Origin of the sequence: Sphingobacterium sp. N143, from assembly GCF_030325625.1 — a bacterium.
GTDB lineage: Bacteria > Bacteroidota > Bacteroidia > Sphingobacteriales > Sphingobacteriaceae > Sphingobacterium.
The window spans coordinates 61,532-78,375 of the sequence record NZ_JACAIS010000006.1 but is presented as its reverse complement, the minus strand read 5'-3'; the positions used below and the strand labels follow the sequence as shown (position 1 = coordinate 78,375).

Sequence of the window (16,844 nt, the reverse complement as noted above, 5' to 3'; positions counted from 1 at the left end):
CAACATTGATTTTTACTAAAAGTTATGCATGAACTTTTGTTGTCATTTCAACAATTAATGAATCCTGAAGAGCTGTTGAGCTCGGGGGGATTTTATTTAGTTATTTTGATCGTATTTGCCGAAACAGGTCTGTTTTTTGGTTTCTTTCTACCAGGCGATTATTTGTTATTTTTAGCAGGATTATTTTGTGCTCTTGATAAGATAGATGTCAGTATATATACACTTTGTTTGGGGCTGCTTGGAGCAGGAATACTGGGTAATTTTACGGGATATTGGTTTGGCTATCGGGCCGGGCCAATGCTGTTTAAACGAAAGGACAGCTTCATTTTTAAGCGCAAATATGTGGTGATGGCAGAAGAATTTTATCATAAATATGGTGGTACAGCTTTAATTATAGGTAGATTTGTCCCAATTGTTCGTACTTTTGCACCTATCTTTGCAGGTGTTGTAAAGTTGGATTTCAAAAAATTCGTTCTATATAACATCAGTGGAGCCTTGATATGGGTGTTGGTATTGACGCTCTCGGGCTATTTTCTAGGGATAGAATTTCCCTGGATCATACATTATGTAGAGTACGTAGTGGTTGGGATGATTGTGATCGCTTTTTTACCAATAGCGATTACCTTGCTTAAAAAGCGGATTAGAGACAAAAGAAACAAACAAAATATACAGTAAAATAAAAATGAGTAAACAAAACCCTTGGCACATGGTTTCTCCAGGTGAGAATGTGCCAAATGCCGTAAATGCTATCATTGAGATTACAAACGGATCTAAAGGAAAGTACGAATTAGACAAAGAAACAGGTTTATTGCTTTTGGATAGAGTAATGAGCTCTTCAGTTGTTTATCCAGCCAATTATGGATTTATTCCTCAGACTTATTGCGATGACAAAGATCCATTGGATATTTTGGTCATTTGTTCAGTTGATATTTTGCCGTTGACTTTGGTAGAAGCACAGATTGTCGGTGTGATGAACATGGTCGATGGTGGTGAGCAGGATGATAAGATTATTGCGGTAGCTAAAAATGACCCAGTTTTTAATTATATTAAAGATATTGATCAGCTGCCGCCGCATACCATGAAAGAAATTGTACAATTTTTTGAGAGTTACAAAGCCCTAGAGAAGAAACATGTGGTGGTGGAAGGTGTGAAAGGACGCGAAGAAGCACAAAGAATCTTGGTTGAGGCTATTGAATTGTATCAACAAGTATTTGTTAACAAATAACCCCAAGCATGGCGCTCGATATTTTTTGGACATTGTTTTTAGTATTGGCCAACGGTTTTTTTGTTGCTGCCGAGTTTGCTATTGTCAAAGTCCGAGTCTCCCAAATTGAAGTTCAGGCAAAAACAGGTAGCAAAGTTGCTACAATAGCCAAAAGTATAACGGAGCATTTGGATGGTTATTTGGCTGCTACACAATTGGGAATTACACTTTCTTCACTTGCCTTAGGTTGGGTAGGAGAAGCTGTAATGACCCAAATTGTGCAGGGCGCATTAGGTTTTTTTGGTGTTGAATTGACCGGGGCGATCGCAAAAAATGCTGGCCATGTCCTTGCTTTTACGATCATCACCGTGTTACACATCGTATTTGGTGAGTTGGCACCCAAGTCAATCGCCATACAAAAACCTGTGGCAACAACAATGAAAATTGCTGTTCCCCTACAATTTTTCTATTTTATCTTCAGACCTTTTATCTGGATCCTAAATGGATTTGCAAACTTCTTGTTGAAGATTCTGGGATTTGAGGTTACAAAGGGTGAATCGGCTCACTCTTCAGAAGAGCTGCAATACCTTCTGGACAAGGGAAAGGAATCTGGAGCATTGGATATCGCGGAACATGAGCTGATCAAGAATGTCTTCGATTTTAATGAACGTATCGTCAAGAACATTATGGTACCTCGTACAAAGATCGTTGCAGTAGAGGTGACTAGTGATGCTTCGGAACTGATTGAAACGATGACGGAGGAGGGCTATTCCCGGATTCCGATCTATGAGGATAATATCGATCAGATCGTGGGGATTGTGCATACCAAAGATATCCTTCCACTCTTGGCAAAGGGAAAGGAGGTGGTGATGAAAAATATCATGCGTAAGCCTTATTTTATTCCTGAAACCAAGAAAATCAATGATCTGATGGCTGAATTCCAGCAGAGACGTTTGCAACTGGCAATTGTCTTGGATGAGTTTGGCGGTACTGCGGGCATGGCCACCTTGGAGGATATTGTAGAAGAATTGGTCGGTGAGATTCAGGATGAGTATGACGAAGAAACACCTGTTGTGGAACGTATCTCTGAAACAGAGTATATGGTTGATGCAGGTGCAAGCATTCATGATGTCAATGAATTTTTACCAATTGAGCTGCCCGAAAGCCAAGATTACGATACCATGTCGGGTCTGGTGAGTGAAATCTTTGATAAGATTCCTGAAGTGGGTGAACGGAAGCAAGAATACGGTTATGTATTCACTATTATCCGTAGAGCTCAGCAGAACATCGAATTTGTTAAACTGGAGTTGGTTGAATCTCCGGATGATGAGACAGAAGAATAGGGGATCACTAAAAACAATACATGCAGTTATTTTTTACACCGGATTTAAATCCTTCTTTAGAAAATTTTATCCTTAGTGAGGAAGAGAGTAAGCATGCTATTCGTGTGCTTCGCATGGAGAGCGGCGATCGATTGCATTTAATAGATGGTCGTGGAGGTTTGTATGAAGCCCAAATTATAGATCCGCATCCGAAGCGTACTGTACTTGCTATTTTGCAGGTAAAGGAAAATTTTCAGCAATCAGCTTATCACTTACATGTTGCTGTGGCACCCACCAAGAATATTGACCGTATTGAATGGTTTTTGGAGAAAGCAACGGAAGTCGGTATTCAAGAGATCACACCGATTATCTGTGAGCATTCTGAGCGGAAGGAGGTCAAGCCTGACCGCCTGAATAAGGTCATTGTTGCTGCGATGAAACAATCCTTGAAAGCCTACTTACCTCGGTTGAATCCGGCCATTACTTTCAAACAATTTCTCAAAGAACTCCCACAGGATGGTGTAGGAAAAGCGATTGCACACTGTGTGGACTCAGATAAAAAATACCTGAATCAGGTCTTTGAACCTGGTCAACATTATATTGTTTTAATAGGTCCTGAGGGGGACTTTTCTACTGAAGAAATAGCACTTGCCCTGGAGGCGGGTTTTCAGCCGATATCTTTAGGCGACGCTCGTCTGCGTACTGAAACGGCTGCACTGGCAGCGAGCCTGGAAATCTCTTTGTTGAATAGGCACTAACAGCTATTGCAGGAATTCCTAGCCGGGTTATCTGACGACTTCAGCATCCACAATCTGAATTTCAGAGTTCCCTTTCAGGGGATCTTTGGTAAAGACCATTTTGCCTTTCAATTTAATGGGATCTTCCGAAAATTTGACAGCCCCACCTTTTAGCGTTACTTCGACCATGGGCGGAATGCCATTTGACCCACAGAATTGGCATTGCATGACCGGTAAAACAGACATCATAAAGTTTTTGTGATTACGACCACTATGAAGGGGAACCATATATCCAGGAAGCTCCACCACCTTATTCTCCAGGACTTTAAGCTCCTTTGGATAGAAAGGGGTATATATTTTTTTTGCGCCATTATAGGTTACCTTGTAAGCCATTTTATCGATAGCCTCCCAGGTCTTATTCATCATGGGGGTATGATCAGGCACGTCGGGGTTGCTTCCTATCTGTGCCTGGCTATGGTTGATAAAGAAAAATATAAAAGCGAATATAGTGATGATCTTTTTCATGGTGTTAAAGTTATGAATATTACTTTGGTTTGAAGTTATCGTTTCGTCAAGATATTGTGTTATGATACAGTTTATTGATTGGACAATGTGCCTGAGATACTTGTCCGGTATGCTTTAATTGCAGGGATTAGCGCAGCGAGAATACCGATGAGGCAAGCGACACCCAGAAATACCAGTTCCCTTGGATAAAGGACAAAAGATTCGATAAAGTCGGCGCTCTGGCTGGTCTGGCTGCTGATATAATACAATGCGAGGTGAGCAAGGACCAGGCCTATCAGTCCACCTACAATCGTAATGGCCAATCCTTCCAGAAGCACAATGGCAAATAACTTGACTTTGGAGGCACCAAGTGTACGCATGATAGCGAGATCATATTTGCGCTGTTTTAATGCATTGTATAAGTTAATGAAGACACTCAGTCCTGCAATCAGCATAATCACATAAGCAAGGATCGAAAGTGAATCTATCCCTACCCCCAACAGGGAGAACAAACGGGTACTTTCCATTGCAGGTGATGCAGCTTGCATATCAGTTTGCTGATCGATCATTTTTGGTAGTATGCCAATTGCGGCTGGAGATTGATATTTTACCAGTATTGCCGTTATTTCAAGTCCATTCTGTTTGACCATATCGGCGCCAATAGATTTAACGAATACGCCTTCTTCTTCAGCTTCGTGCTCATGGTCAGCATGTCCTTCGTGATCATGATCGTGCTGGTCTTCCTGTTTTTCGATCGGGGCAGCAGCTCCTTCAGGGAGATCTTCACCATGATGATGCAGGTGTGCTTTGACTGTTTCGGCCCTGTCTTCCTCACGTTCACGCTGTTCTTTTTGCTGTGGTGTTTCGTGATCCCCATGTGCATGGGCGATCCCGTGTACATCCCAGACACTTTCCAGGTTGGTCAGTATCAGGTTGTCGGTGACATTGTTGTTCTGTTTTAATATCCCCACGATGGTAAAAGGATGCTGATCATGGCTATGACCGTCTTTACTTAGCCCATGGGAGCTATTGATCTGATCCCCAATTTTAAGCTGATTTTTTTTTGCAACCTGTTCGCCAATGACCACTTCAAAGTTTTTCTGCCAGAGGCGCCCGGTATTGATACTGGTTGCGTATAGGGCAAGAAAAGTTGAATCGGTACCCACAATGCGATGCCCCTTAAAGTTATCGCCTAAAGATAGGGGGACAGCCAACTGTACCAGGGGATTCTGACGGAGTGGACCAAGTTCATCCAAGGGGATATTCCCTGTCGGATTATCAATATGATAGACGCTGGATAAGATCAGCTGAAGGGGGCTTCCTTTGGCACCGATGACCAAGTCTATATTTTTACTATTATTGTCCAGTTGTTTTTCAAATATTTCGCCTGTAATGGAAAGCACAGCAAGAATGGAGACCCCAAATGCTGTAAGTAAAATACTTAAAAAAACAGAACCGAATTGTCTACTTAAATTTTTCCAGACCAGTTGTAGTGTATTCATATGTGATTTTTTTGTCTTTTAAAGGTTCTATGGAGTCCTCATCTATTGTATGCGCAGGTTTCATTTCAGACCCTATGCATTCTAGCATTTTTTTGCGTTTGCGAACAGGAATATAGCATAAGAGCTTTAAAAGCTAGCAGTGATGAATAAAAAGTAAAACAATTTATGTTAAAAGATACATTTTGGAAAAGCGATCCTTGATCCTTTTGTCATGTGTTGTTATTAACAAGGTTGACCCAGCTGTATCTGCCATATGTAAAAGAAGCTCCAGTACACGATTTGTATTGTTGTCATCCAAGGCGGCAGTTGGCTCGTCAGCAATGAGTAACGCTGGTTTGTTGATGACACTACGTGCGATTGCAGCGCGCTGTAGTTGGCCACGGCTTAACTCATTGGGGTAGGCAGCCGTTTTGTGATCCAGCTGCAACTGTGTTAACACTGCATGAATGGCATTGATATCTATCTTTTTTCCGGCCAGTGACTGGGCCAGTTTGATGTTCTCCATTAAAGTCAGGTTTTTGAGCATATGAGCTTCCTGAAATATAAAGCCTATATATTGTGACCTGAATTGATCCAATTTACTATTTGACAATAAAGAAAGATCCTGTCCATTGATTTTAACATGCCCTGTTTCCGTTTTAGATAAGCCACCCAGTATATTGAGCAGGGTAGTCTTTCCGGTACCTGAATCTCCCAGTAATAAAGTGTGCTCTCCCTTTTCAATATGAATGTCGGGAAACTCGATGCTGTTTGCATTGATGTATCGAAATGATAGCTGTTCAGTAGATACGATTGGATTGCTCATGCGGATCTGAAATTGAAAATATATTCAAACTTAGATAAATTGCCTTGTATATGCAATATTATTGCAATAATAAGATCGTGCTTTATCTTTTCACGAATGAGTCAAAAAAGAATCCTTCACTCCGAGAGATGATCTTATCATAGGAAATACACTGAAAATATAAAAATAGCCTAACTATGTTAATAATATGCATGCTTAATAATTTTATTACACTGCTTTAATATGATGGAGGAAATCGATCTGATTTAATTTGAGAACTGGGGGTGAAGGAACCGAATTTAGTGTTGTATACATTAAGTTAACACAGATGTAATGTATAAATAACTTGAAAACAACATAAAGTTAATATGTGCTAGGTTAATTTGTAGTGTCAAAAAAAATTAAATCATGAGAAAGAAATTTTTACCAATCTTCGGAGCATTAGCAGTAAGTTTAGCTACTGTAGGTTGTAGTAGTGACGATCCGATCAGTCCAGGACCTGAGCCGACACCAGAGCCAGGAAAGGATATCGTGAAGTCGGGTATTTTAAAATCCAACGAAACATGGACGGCAAACAATATCTATGTATTAGATGGTCGTGTTGTTGTGGATGAAGGTGTTACATTGACAATTGAACCAGGAACTATCATAAAAGCAGAGGATGGCCAAGAGGCTAATGCGACAACTTTAATCGTAGATCAAGGTGGAAAATTAGTAGCGAACGGTACTGCTGATAAACCTATTATTTTCACGAGCGTAAACGATCAGATCAAAGTTGGTGAGAAAAAGAGCACATTGAAACCAAGTGATGCTGGACAATGGGGCGGAGTAATCTTATTGGGTAAGGCTCCTATTTCTGTTGCAGCTTCATCAGGTAAGGGATACATTGAAGGAGTTCCTGCCGGATTAAGCTATGGTGAGTATGGTGGAACTGATGCAGCAGACAATTCCGGTTCATTGAAATATGTCTCTATCCGTTATAGTGGGACTACAGTAGCTACTGATAGTGAGATACAAGGACTAACATTGGCGGGTGTGGGTAACGGCACAACAATCGAAAATATTGAGATTTTTTCAAATAAAGATGACGGAATCGAGTTTTTCGGAGGTACAGTGAATGTGAAAAATGTCGTTGTGTACGGACAGGAAGATGACGGTTTGGATATTGACCAAGCTTATGCCGGAACAATTGACAATGCCCTTGTGATCCAGACAGAAAAATCTGATTCAGGACTTGAAATTGATGGTCCTGAAGGTAATGCAGTAGGTTCATTCACCTTAAAAAACATCACTATTAATATGAGTAATCTTGCTGGTAAGAAAATCGCAGATTTCCGTGATGGTGCAACTGGTAAATTAGAAAATGTTTATGTAAGTAACATCAATGCTGATGGCAATGTAGTGAATGTTAATGATGAGAAATCCGTTATTTCATTTAATGGTGGCAAGATCGGCCTGGCAAGATGGGAGATGGTATTACCAACCGGCAAAACAATCGCCAACTTGTTAACATCTAAAGGAACAACGGCGATAGACGCAACTAAATTTACAAGTAATGCAATCAGTGTTACAGCAGGCTCACAAACAGTAGGAGCCAACGTTTCAGCATTTGACTGGACATTTACAAAAGCTAGTGATTTATTGAAATAATTTAAATCATATATATATCCACCTTTCGATAGTAAGAAATTAGTCGAAAGGTGGATTTCCCTAAAATACACACATCAATCCTATCAATCAAAAATTAATGAACAAGCTATTTTCGGTTTTATTGTTTGTTTTAGCAGTAATTCCAACCCTATTATTTGCACAAAATGGTAAAATTACGGGCGTCATTAAGGAAGAAGGTTCTAATTCTCCTTTAGCCGGCGTCAGTGTGGCCATTGTTGGTGCTCCCCAAGCTACCAGTTCAGACTTTGAAGGGGACTATACATTAGAAGTAGCTCCTGGTACCTACAAGATTGTTTTTAGCTATGTTGGTTACCAAAAAAAAGAAATTACAGACATTAAAGTAGAAGCTGGGAAATCAGCTGTTGTAGATGTCGCCATGACTTCCACTGCCAATCAGATGGATGAGGTGGTAATAACGGTTTCGGCCCGGAAAAATACGGAACAATCGATCTTGAATATGCAAAAAAGCTCAGGAGTCGTGATGGATGGTTTATCTTCACAGGCCATTCAGCGTTCGGGAGCAAGCAATATTGCTTCAGCTGTACGGGTTGTTCCGGGGGTGTCTGTTCAAGAAGGCAAATATTTGTATGTCCGGGGGCTGGGAGACCGTTATACAAAATCGATTTTGAACGGCGTCGATATTCCGGGTTTAGATCCGGATAAGAATACGGTTCAGATGGATATATTTCCTACGGGGGTATTGGAAAATATCATTGTCATGAAAACGGCTTCTGCCGAATTGCCGGCGGATTTTACAGGTGGTGTTATTGATATTGTTACGAAAGATATTCCAGCTCAAAGAAATCTTGGTATCTCTGCATCTCTGGGATATAATCCTAATGCGCATTTTAGGGATGATTTCGTTGGTTATAAAGGAAGCAAAACAGATTTTTTAGGTTATGACTATGGGGATAGAAACCTTCCTGTTAAGAAGGATTACACAATTTTAAACCCAGTTGTATCACAAAATAGAAAAGCTGTGGAGCAAGTTGCAAAAGCTTTTGATCCTATTATGGCAGCAGAACGGAAATCAAATAACATGCCTGACCTGAGTTTGGGGATTGATTATAGTAACCAATTTAATATTGCCGGAAATAAACTGGGCGTTATAGGTTTGCTAAATTATAAACGCACAAGCATGTTTTATAAAGATTTCAAAAATGGAATCTATCAAAAACCAAATCAAACGGATGCGAGTTCTGAACTTAGGGAAGACAAGGTATCTACGGGAGATTTGGGTGAACAAAATGTATTGCTATCCGGAATGCTGGGATTGAATTATAAAACAGCTCGCTCTAAGTATACTTTGAATGCATTACGTATCCAAAATGGTGAATCCAGAGCGGCTATTTTCAATCAAACTACAAAGATTTCAAACTCAAGTGAAACCATGCGCCATACCTTGGAGTATACCGAGCGTGCCATAACGAACCTATTGTTAAGTGGTAAGCATAGTAATGAGAAAGCTGATTTTATCACCGAATGGAAATTATCACCTACTTGGGTTAAGGTAAATGACAAAGACATGCGCCAAACAACCTTTGTGTTGAACAGTAGCGGAAACTATGTCGTCAATACGGATGCAGGTCTTCCAATACGTTTTTGGCGGTACTTGGATGAATTCAATGGAGTATCTAAATTAGACTTTACCAAAAAAATGAATTTATTCGATCGTGAATCATCGTTTAAATTTGGAGGTCTGTATAGCTATAAAAAGAGAGATTATCGCATCAATAATTATAGTATTGAATACCGTAACAACAATAAGGATGTAACCAATGGTGATCCTAATGGTTTCTTAAATCCTGAAAATGTTTACAATGCAGCTACGGACCAAGGTTTTTGGGTAAGAGGTAACTATCAGGCTTCAAATACATTTGAAGCATCACAACAGACAGCGGCCGCTTATGCCTCACTGGAAGTGAAACCTATGGAAAAGCTGAAAGCTATTGTAGGCTTGCGTGGTGAAAATTATACAACCATTTTTACAGGGGAGAATATTGACGGACTGAAATATGATAAGGTAAAAACCATCAATAAATTTGATCTATTTCCCTCACTGAATTTGATTTATAATACGTATTCCAATCATAATCTAAGAGCATCTTATTCACGTACAGTAGCCAGACCATCATTTAAGGAATTATCTGTCGTTCAAATTTATGATCCATTAACGCAAATACGGTTTTTGGGAAATTTGGAATTGGTTCCAACTTATATCAATAATATAGATGTTCGCTATGAAGTTTTCGCTAAAGATGCACAGATGTTTGCATTGAGTGGATTCTATAAAGGTTTTAAAAATCCGATTGAGCTACAAGCCTATAATGACGCGGCACCTTTGGATATTACCCCAAAAAACTCACCGTCAGCAACAGTGATCGGTTTGGAGCTTGAAGGACGTAAGAATTTTGGCTTTATCTCGGAAGAGCTGAAAAATTTAAGTTTAAACTTGAATGTTACCGTGGTTAAGTCCGAAATTGAAATGACAGAAGAAGAGTATACCTCAAGACAATCATTTGCCCGTGAGGGACAGGAAATTTCAAAAAAGAGACAATTGCAGGGTCAGTCTCCATATTTGATCAATACGGGGTTATCGTATAACAGTGCTAGTAAAGGTTTAGAAGCTGGGGTGTTCTACAATGTGCAGGGCAGAACATTGGAAATCATCGGCTTTGCGAGAAACTCAGATGTCTATTCAAGACCTTTTAACTCGCTAAACCTGAATGTTTCCAAAAAGATCGGTACGAATATGAAAGCTGGTACAATCTCTTTGAAAGTAGACAATCTTTTGGACAGCAAACGTATGAGCGTGTATGAGGCTTTCCAAGCTACAGACCAGATTTATCAACAACGTATTCCAGGCCGTAACTTTAGCATCGGATACAGCTATAATTTTTAATCAGCAAAATAATGAATTCTAAATAACGTCAAAAGGGATTCGGAAAATGAGAGCCTCTGTCGAACGATCGGCAGGGGCTCTTTTTATGGTAAATAATTATAGACAACCTCGTATTTTTCGTGTTGATGTTTCAGTGAGACTTGTCCTATGCTTAGATTCTTATCCTGAGGTGTGGGTTCGCAGATGGTATAATAATTGCCGTTATAGAATATGCCTTGCCCCATAGGTTTTTCAAATTGAACAGCAATGGTCACATGGGTAGGATACCGGATGGCAATCATTGGTAAGTTATAAATCTCTTTTACCAAATAAAAGAAAAGTGCGGCACGGTCATCACAATCACTGGCATCGTTGAGCAATGTTTGTTCAGGAGGAAACCGTTTTTCTTGACCAAATATTTCACGATCATCTTCATATAGAAATGCATACCGTGTAAACTGCATCAGGTAATCAATGCCTTTTTTTGTAGACATTTTTGTCATATACTCTTTAAGTCTGGGAACGAGTGACTGATAAGTCTGCGAGCTCAAAGGTATATTAAAGTAGGTCTCGAAATCAACAATGGGATAATTTTTGAAGATCTCGTTGACTTCCGAATTGACCTTTAAATTAAAATGATACGCTTTGCCACGGTATTTAAATCCAATTTCCTTCTCACTATAACTATCAGGCTTGAATTCGGGTAAGCGGGTGACTTTATAACTGAACCCTTGAGTAGCTTCAGGAACTTTTACATCCACTAATTTGTACTGTTCTTGATAATTAAAAATGCTTTTGTAGTCATGATAGTTCAAGCATATATAATTGTTATTGTTTAGATTAAAGAAAGGTAAATCTGAGATGTCGTCTTTACTTTTAATATACAAGATAATTTGATTGTCTCTAAGCCCTAATCGTGCATCATAGCCAGATTTGCACATCAAAAACCATTTGTATAATGTATAGCGTACATAATTGTCAGATTTAGGTGCAATTTGCTGTGCTACACGACGCACAAGCTGATAATATACCCAATCATTGAGATGCTGCTTGTCTTTGTAGGCTAATATGCTGTCTATCAGTCTCTGATATTCAGTCTGGTTAATCTCCTGGTAAAACTGCTGCACACGGGCAGCACTCAGGCTATCATCAAAAGGAACATGGAAGGATAAAGGTACATCAATAGAAACTCTTCCATCATAAAAATCAAAATCATGATGCTGCGCCTTGAGCTCGTATGATATACAGCTCAAACCCATTAAAATGCTAACCAGCGCAATATAAAATCTTTTGATGTACAATTCTTAACAATTTAATAACATTAATGTAATATAAATTTAATGATAATATTTTTGTATTTGTAAGCTCCCAACCAATTATTATTTAAAAATTACATTCCAATTTTAGCTTTTAGTTTCTCCTTTTTCTTTTTTAAAATCCGTATCTTCGTGCAATGGATAATTTTATTGTTTCTGCACGTAAATACCGCCCGATTACCTTTGATTCGGTTGTAGGACAGCAACACATTACTGGCACATTGAAGAATGCAATTCACAACAATCAGTTGGCGCAGGCATTTTTGTTTTGTGGACCACGTGGTGTTGGGAAGACTACATGTGCCCGTATTTTGGCCAAGACAATAAATTGTGAAAATATTTTGCCGGGAACTGAGCCTTGTGGGGACTGTGATAGCTGTAAGTCTTTCCAAAATGGAAACTCTTTTAGCATCCATGAACTTGATGCTGCATCCAATAATTCTGTGGATGATATCAGGAACCTGATTGATCAGGTCCGTATACCGCCGCAAGCTGGAAAATATAAGATCTACATCATCGATGAGGTACACATGCTTTCACAAGCGGCTTTCAATGCTTTCCTGAAAACATTGGAAGAACCACCTTCCTATGCTATATTTATATTGGCTACCACTGAGAAGCATAAGATTTTGCCGACTATTCTTTCACGTTGTCAGATTTTTGATTTTAACCGAATCAAGGTAGAAGATATGGCGGGCCATTTGGCGGGTATTGCTGATCGTGAGTCGATCGCTTATGATCAGGATGGTTTGCATATCATCGCTCAGAAAGCCGATGGCGGATTGCGGGATGCTTTGTCGATGTTTGACCAGATTGTCAGTTTTTCCAACAAAAATGTGACCTATCAGGCTGTTATCGACAATCTGAATATTCTGGATTACGATTATTATTTTAAGCTAACGGATTCAATTTTGGCTGAGGATGCCGCGCAAACACTGTTGACATTTAACGAAATCTTGAACCATGGTTTTGATGGAAGTCACTTTATTGCCGGATTATCTGCCCATTTTCGAAATTTGCTGGTCGCAAAAGAACCCGCGACCTTAAAATTATTGGAGGTGAGTGATACAATACGTCAAAAGTATCTGAAACAATCGCAAATTGCCTCAGCAGGATTTTTATTGTCGGCATTGAATATTTCAAATCAATGCGAAATTAACTACAAGACGAGTAAAAATCAGCGCTTACAGGTTGAGCTGGCTTTGTTAAAGATGTGCCATATTACAAGTGCGATAAAATTGAGTCAGCTTGGTCAGGTACAGGTTCCCTCGGTTGGCGAAGGAGTAAAAAAAAAACTTCCTGACCCAGTAAAGTCCGTTGGCAACGAAACAACTTCAGCAACAGTACTTTCCAATAATACGACTCCGGCCAATGCGAACCATCAGTCTCCGGCACATGTTAACACAACCGAGCGTGCAGTAAGTTCTGCCCAGCCAGCGGCCATCAACTATCCTTCGGCAATAAGTCCTGAAGCGACAATAGGCCATCCAACTTCAGCAACAAAAACTGAAATAAAGAATGATGGAAATTCCAACACGCCACCTAAGGTAAAAAAGGGGGGGTGGGGAGCCTCTGCGGCCACGATTATACCATCCTTACCGGATCTCAATACCATTTACGATAATCATGCTGTAGCAAAGGAAGGCGATGAGCCCGAACTGATCGGTGGAACGGAGGCACGTGAGGTAACATTCAACCAATTTATTGCTGTTTGGAATGCCTATGCTGAGCAATTGAAGAGAGAGAACAAAATCAATCTATATACGATGATGACTGCAATGGCCCCCAGGCTGAAGGGGACATTGATTGAAATCGATGTCGAAAATGCTGTACAGATGGACGTATTGCAAAGCGCCAAGGTTGATGTGTTGAACTATCTCCGGGTGAAATTACAGAACTTTGCGCTGGACCTGCAAGGTGTGATGATGGAACATACTGTTTCCCGAAAGCCTTATACTTCACAGGAAAAATATCAGGCTATGGTTACCAAAAATCCGCTCCTGGATACCTTGCGTAAAGAGTTTAATTTAGGTTTGAGCTAAAACTACATGGAGTAAATGATGGCCAACTGCTTTTTTCGGAAAGCATACAATGGCACTGGAAGGCTGATTTAGGTATTGGATGAAGAATGTGATGAAACAAACGAACTGAATCGGTTCATGAATGCAATTTGAAAATAGACAGAAATGAATAATTGTTGCCCTGTGGGGCGCAATTAAATTGCATATAAAAAGCAATTTGTCTAAGTTTGCATTCTCTTCTGTTGACAGAGGAATATTTAGTATTATTATGCAAGGAAATTTTCAGAGACGTGATCGCGATCACGGAGAAAGACGTGAAGTAAACCAAATGGTTTTTGGTATTCGTGCCGTCATTGAGGCCATCGATAGTGGTAAAGAAATTGAATCGTTATTCGTGCAGCGTGGTTTGAATGGTAGTTTGATCTTAGAATTAAAGTCCTTGCTGAAAGAACATAACATTGCTTATCAACAGGTGCCCGTCGAGAAATTAAACCGCATTACACGGAAGAACCATCAAGGTGTAATTGCTGTAATTTCTCCGATCACATATCAGAATATTGAAGAATTGCTGCCACAGATTTATGAGAAGGGTGAAACGCCACTTCTCTTGATGTTGGATGGGGTGACCGATGTGCGTAACCTTGGGGCTATTGCGCGTACGGCTGAATGTTCAGGAGTACATGCCATTATTGTTCCCAAAAAAGGGTCGGCAGAAGTAAATCCTGATGCCATCAAAACTTCAGCTGGAGCCTTATATAAAATACCTGTATGTCGTCATGATAGCCTCTCGAAGGTGGGCAAATTTTTGATTGACTCAGGCGTGCAGCTTGTGGTAAGCACAGAGAAGACCACATCCAGTATCTATGATGTGGATTATACTGCTCCGACTTGTGTTATTATGGGGGCTGAGGATGTCGGTGTATCCAATGATCTGATCCGCATTGCGGATCATTTGGCAAAGATTCCCATGTATGGGGAAATAGGTTCGCTCAATGTTTCTGTTTCAGCCGCTGTCGTCATTTATGAGGCCATCCGCCAACGTATAGCGAATAAATAGAATCGTCGGACCTTAAAGAGTTATTGATTGTATATTCCTTCTACCTCTTTTTCATATTTTTGTAAGATTATCTTCCGTTTCATCTTTAAGGTAGGGGTCAGTTCGCCCGTTTCCACCGTCATCTCATCCGGAAGTACAGCAAACTTTTTGATCTGCTCCCAGTTGCCGAACGATTGGTTAATGTGCTGGAGCTCGGCTTCAATCTTCTGTTGAATCTCTTGTCGGTCCAGAAAGTCTGCTTTGGCAAGGTGGACCAAAGTGGGCTGCGAACTTCTCGCCCAATCCAGTAGATTGTGATAATTGGGGACAATGAGCGCTGCTGGAAATTTACGGCCCTCACCGATAACCATGGCTTGTTCAATGAAAGAAGATTCAACGAGCCTGGATTCGATCTGCTGTGGTACAATGTACTTTCCGCCAGAAGTTTTGAACATTTCTTTCTTGCGGTCTATGATTTTGAGAAATCTTCCTTCAACCCATTGACCAATGTCTCCGGTATATAGCCAGCCATCTTTTAAGACTTCGGCGGTTGCCTCAGGATTTTTATAATAGCCGATCATATTATTTTCGCCCTTGGTCAAGATCTCACCATCTTCTGCGAGTTTGATGTCGATGTTGATCAATGGTAATCCCACAGTTCCTATTTTCATTCCTCTTTTAAAGCAATTGACCGCAATGCATGGCCCTGCTTCAGTCAGGCCATAACCTTCATAGATAGGGATACCAGCGGCCATATATAATCGGATCAGTTTTTCCTGTAAAGCAGCACTGCCGGAGGCTATACCTTTTATATCACCACCCAGGGCCTCGCGCCATTTGGAGAATACCAGTTTGCGGGCAATGCTTAACCTGAAATCATACCACCATGAACGGTTTTCTAATTCATACTGTTCACCCAGGCGAATGGACCATAGGAATATACGACGTTTCCATCCGTTAAGCTGTTCTCCGGTAGCTTTTATTTTTTCATAAACTTTTTCCAGTACACGTGGTACGGCAGAAAAAATATGTGGTTTGGCCGATTTGAAATCTTCACCGATCGTATCCATTGACCGGGCAAAGAAGATTGTCAATCCTTTGTACATATAGACGTATTGAAATACACGTTCATAGGCGTGACAGACAGGCAGAAAGGAGAGTGCCCGGTCCCCGCGTTGGACAGGAAATGAATATTCACTGCTCATGGTATCTGCCAGAAGATTTTTATGTGAAAGCATGACACCTTTTGGGCTTCCTGTTGTCCCTGAAGTATAGATGATGGAGGCCAGTGTATTGCCGTCTGTGGCTTCACGTAGTTTGCTGAGCTGCTCATCGGAGACTGTTTGGCCGGCAGCGACAAAATCTTGCCAATGATCCAGACCCTCTTCTTTATCAAAACTAAAAATCTTGCTCAGCTGTGGGCAGGATGCCACAATGGACGATATCTTTGCGTACAGTTTTTTTGAACTTACAATACAATGTCTGATTTCAGCGTGATTGAAGATATAGGTGTAATCATCAGTTGAAATGTTGGGATATATTGCCACCACGACTGCGCCTATTTGTTGGATGGCAAAATCAAGTATATTCCATTCCACCCGGTTTTCACTGATCAGGGCAACTTTCTCACCGGGGTGAATACCCAGTGCGATTAAGCCTTTGGATGTTTCATTGACCTGTTGGATAAATTCCGAACAGCTTACCTTTATCCATTCGTCGTTCTTCCTGTAGCAGAACATGGGAAAGTCTGCTGCAATAGTATATTGCCGATAGGCTAAATCAAATAATCTTGTTGCTGTTGGCATGTTGGCGATCCAGTTCGTGTAATAGGGCTAATTTACGTTTTTTTATGGATATTCAGATGTT

Annotated in this window: 13 protein-coding genes; 8 read left to right on the top strand and 5 right to left on the bottom strand. The window is 40.4% G+C overall.

Annotated features, from left to right (window positions below):
• The first annotated feature begins 24 nt into the window (after positions 1-24).
• From HX021_RS12825 to HX021_RS12810, 4 genes are read left to right on the top strand one after another with little or no spacing between them, the layout of a single operon-like run.
• The gene (locus HX021_RS12825; protein ID WP_286590775.1) at positions 25-675 is read left to right on the top strand and encodes a DedA family protein; all 651 of its coding nucleotides are present in this window, start codon (positions 25-27) and stop codon (positions 673-675) included.
• Between the two features lie 7 nt (positions 676-682).
• The gene (locus HX021_RS12820; RefSeq protein ID WP_286590774.1) at positions 683-1,225 is read left to right on the top strand and encodes an inorganic diphosphatase; all 543 of its coding nucleotides are present in this window, start codon (positions 683-685) and stop codon (positions 1,223-1,225) included.
• Between the two features lie 8 nt (positions 1,226-1,233).
• The gene (locus tag HX021_RS12815; RefSeq protein WP_286590773.1) at positions 1,234-2,547 is read left to right on the top strand and encodes a hemolysin family protein; all 1,314 of its coding nucleotides are present in this window, start codon (positions 1,234-1,236) and stop codon (positions 2,545-2,547) included.
• Between the two features lie 20 nt (positions 2,548-2,567).
• Positions 2,568-3,284, top strand: coding sequence for a 16S rRNA (uracil(1498)-N(3))-methyltransferase (locus tag HX021_RS12810; protein ID WP_286590772.1), 717 nt, complete (start codon positions 2,568-2,570; stop codon positions 3,282-3,284).
• A 27-nt stretch (positions 3,285-3,311) separates the two neighbouring features.
• Here HX021_RS12810 and HX021_RS12805 read toward each other — a convergent pair whose 3' ends face one another.
• The 3 genes from HX021_RS12805 to HX021_RS12795 all read right to left on the bottom strand — a co-directional run bounded on the left by HX021_RS12805 (position 3,312) and on the right by HX021_RS12795 (position 6,074).
• Positions 3,312-3,788, bottom strand: a complete 477-nt coding sequence (locus tag HX021_RS12805) for a hypothetical protein (protein WP_286590771.1) — start codon at positions 3,786-3,788, stop codon at positions 3,312-3,314.
• A 71-nt stretch (positions 3,789-3,859) separates the two neighbouring features.
• On the bottom strand, positions 3,860-5,269 hold the full coding sequence (locus HX021_RS12800; RefSeq protein ID WP_286590770.1) for an ABC transporter permease: 1,410 nt from the start codon (positions 5,267-5,269) through the stop codon (positions 3,860-3,862).
• A 163-nt stretch (positions 5,270-5,432) separates the two neighbouring features.
• Positions 5,433-6,074: an ABC transporter ATP-binding protein gene (locus HX021_RS12795; RefSeq protein WP_286590769.1), complete on the bottom strand. Its 642-nt coding sequence runs from the start codon at positions 6,072-6,074 to the stop codon at positions 5,433-5,435.
• Between the two features lie 387 nt (positions 6,075-6,461).
• On the opposite strand from HX021_RS12795, the gene HX021_RS12790 reads away from it, so the two are divergent.
• Together HX021_RS12790 and HX021_RS12785 are read left to right on the top strand one after the other, a co-directional pair.
• Positions 6,462-7,703: a beta-helix domain-containing protein gene (locus HX021_RS12790; protein WP_286590768.1), complete on the top strand. Its 1,242-nt coding sequence runs from the start codon at positions 6,462-6,464 to the stop codon at positions 7,701-7,703.
• Between the two features lie 97 nt (positions 7,704-7,800).
• Entirely contained in the window at positions 7,801-10,626 is a 2,826-nt protein-coding gene (locus HX021_RS12785; protein ID WP_286590767.1) for a TonB-dependent receptor, read from the top strand.
• Between the two features lie 83 nt (positions 10,627-10,709).
• Here HX021_RS12785 and HX021_RS12780 read toward each other — a convergent pair whose 3' ends face one another.
• The gene (locus tag HX021_RS12780) at positions 10,710-11,906 is read right to left on the bottom strand and encodes a hypothetical protein (protein WP_286590766.1); all 1,197 of its coding nucleotides are present in this window, start codon (positions 11,904-11,906) and stop codon (positions 10,710-10,712) included.
• A 152-nt stretch (positions 11,907-12,058) separates the two neighbouring features.
• On the opposite strand from HX021_RS12780, the gene HX021_RS12775 reads away from it, so the two are divergent.
• Both HX021_RS12775 and rlmB read left to right on the top strand, forming a co-directional pair.
• Positions 12,059-13,963, top strand: a complete 1,905-nt coding sequence (locus HX021_RS12775) for a DNA polymerase III subunit gamma/tau (RefSeq protein ID WP_286590765.1) — start codon at positions 12,059-12,061, stop codon at positions 13,961-13,963.
• 247 nt (positions 13,964-14,210) lie between these two features.
• The gene (gene rlmB / locus HX021_RS12770) at positions 14,211-14,999 is read left to right on the top strand and encodes a 23S rRNA (guanosine(2251)-2'-O)-methyltransferase RlmB (protein WP_286590764.1); all 789 of its coding nucleotides are present in this window, start codon (positions 14,211-14,213) and stop codon (positions 14,997-14,999) included.
• Between the two features lie 20 nt (positions 15,000-15,019).
• On the opposite strand, the gene HX021_RS12765 is transcribed toward rlmB, so the two are convergent.
• Entirely contained in the window at positions 15,020-16,783 is a 1,764-nt protein-coding gene (locus tag HX021_RS12765) for an AMP-dependent synthetase/ligase (RefSeq protein WP_286590763.1), read from the bottom strand.
• Between the last annotated feature and the right edge of the window lie 61 nt (positions 16,784-16,844).